At 67.6% G+C, this 2,032-nt stretch carries 3 protein-coding genes; 2 read left to right on the forward strand and 1 reads right to left on the reverse strand.

Annotated features, from left to right (window positions below; translation table 11 throughout):
• Both ACFE99_RS25395 and ACFE99_RS25400 read left to right on the forward strand, forming a co-directional pair.
• Positions 1–323 (forward strand): NAD(P)H-dependent glycerol-3-phosphate dehydrogenase (locus ACFE99_RS25395; RefSeq protein ID WP_375489694.1); only part of this gene is annotated, 323 nt, incomplete at its 5' end.
• Positions 324–438: 115 nt separating this feature from the next.
• Positions 439–1,560, forward strand: coding sequence for a D-alanine--D-alanine ligase family protein (locus ACFE99_RS25400; RefSeq protein ID WP_375489698.1), 1,122 nt, complete (start codon positions 439–441; stop codon positions 1,558–1,560).
• 86 nt (positions 1,561–1,646) lie between these two features.
• Here ACFE99_RS25400 and ACFE99_RS25405 read toward each other — a convergent pair.
• Positions 1,647–2,032 (reverse strand): DUF3515 domain-containing protein (locus ACFE99_RS25405; protein ID WP_375489696.1); only part of this gene is annotated, 386 nt, incomplete at its 5' end.

Here is a 2,032-nt window from a genome sequence, read left to right on the forward strand (position 1 = left end):
GGATTGCCCTGGGGGCCAAGGGCGCGACGCTCGCCGGGTTGGCGGGGGTTGGCGACCTCGTAGCCACCTGCACGTCGCGGCATTCACGGAATCGCTCGTTCGGCGAATGCCTGGGCCGGGGCGGGACGATGCAGTCGGCCATGCAGGCGCACGACGGCCAGGTCGTCGAAGGCGTGACGTCGTGCGAATCGGTGTTGGCCCTGGCATCGAGCTACGACGTGGAGATGCCACTCACCGACGCCGTACACCGCGTTTGTCATAAGGGGCTTTCCGTCGACGAAGCGGTGGTCTTGCTGCTGGGCCGCAGCACCAAGCCGGAATGACGGTCAATCGGTGCAGTTCACGCCCGCCGCACCCGGCCGATGAGCGTAAGGGCAGTAACCTCTCTAGGTTGTGGGTGATCGCTACCCGTCCGCGTCGACCGCAGGCACCGAATCGGTGACACCGCGCGGCCGCATTCGCGTCGCCGTCGTCTACGGCGGACGCAGCAACGAACACGCGATCTCCTGCGTGTCGGCGGGCAGCATCCTGCGCAATCTGGACCCGCAACGGTTCGACGTGATCCCGGTGGGCATCACGCCCGAGGGCACGTGGGTACTCACCGATGGGCGTCCGGAAACTCTCGCGATCACCGATGGCCGATTGCCTAAGGTCAGCGGGGCGTCGGGCACCGCGCTGGCGCTGGCGCAGGATCCGCGGCAGCGCGGCCAGCTGCTGTCGGTGAATCCGGGTAGCCCAATGAGCGCGGGCCAGGTGCTGGCCTCCGTCGACGTCGTCTTCCCGGTGCTGCACGGCCCGTACGGCGAGGACGGCACCATACAGGGATTGCTCGAACTGGCCGGCGTGCCTTATGTCGGTGCCGGCGTGCTGGCCAGTGCGACGGGCATGGACAAGGAGTTCACCAAGAAGCTGCTGGCGGCCGAAGGACTTCCGGTCGGCCCGTATGCAGTGCTGCGAGCAACTCAGCCGACGCTTGAACCCGAGCAGCGGCAACGACTTGGACTGCCCGTCTTCGTCAAACCCGCGCGCGGCGGCTCGTCGATCGGTGTCAGCCGGGTGACGAGCTGGGAGCAGCTGCCGGCGGCCATCGCCGACGCCCGCCAGCACGATCCCAAGGTGCTCGTCGAGGCCGCCGTCGTCGGCCGCGAATTGGAATGCGGGGTACTGGAATTCCCTGACGGCACTGTGCGGGCCAGCGTTGTCGGGGAGATCCGGGTGGTAGGGGTCCGGGGTCGCGAGGACCCCTTTTACGACTTCGCCAGTAAGTACCTCTACGACGCTGCAGAGCTGGATGTGCCCGCCAAAGTCGATGACGACGTCAGCGAGGCGATACGTGAGCTCGCGATCGCGGCGTTTCGGGCGATCTACTGCCAAGGGCTGGCGCGGGTCGATTTCTTCCTTACCGAGGACGGGCCGCTGATCAACGAAGTCAACACCATGCCCGGATTCACCACGATCTCGATGTTTCCGCGGATGTGGGCAGCCAGCGGTCTGGACTACCCCACGCTGGTGGCGACCATGGTCGAGACCGCGTTGGCTCGCGGTGTTGGTCTGCGCTGACCGGGCGGCGGCTGCTTGCCGAATGGCCACTTATTACACGCGATCGGGCCGCGAGCCGTGGCATAACTTCCCACTCGGCGAGCGCCCTAACTGGGCGGCGGCGCCGGGGTGACAGGTACGGCGGCGATCGTGCGGTCGATCACGTCCGACAGTTCCTGAATCGGGGTGGGCCCCGACCCCTGCGGCAGGGTGAGCGCAACATAAACCGGTCGGTCGACCGTGTACCAGGTGCTGCGACCCGCCTCCCCGCCAGCTTGGCCCTCCGCCTCTTGGAACCACTGCACCCGGTTCACGAGCTGGATTGGTGAGCCCACCACGAAGTCGGCCGGCCGGTCCAGGCCGCACCGCAACACCACCGGCTCGTTGTTCGCGCTGGACCGCCATGCGGCAGCGCCGGTCGGGGCTGGCTGCGCCGCAGATGTGCGCTGATAGTCCCCGAGCCGCTGCGGCAGCGCGCCGATCAGCGCCTGAC

The organism is uncultured Mycobacterium sp. (assembly GCF_964249325.1).
Classification (GTDB): Bacteria; Actinomycetota; Actinomycetes; order Mycobacteriales; family Mycobacteriaceae; genus Mycobacterium.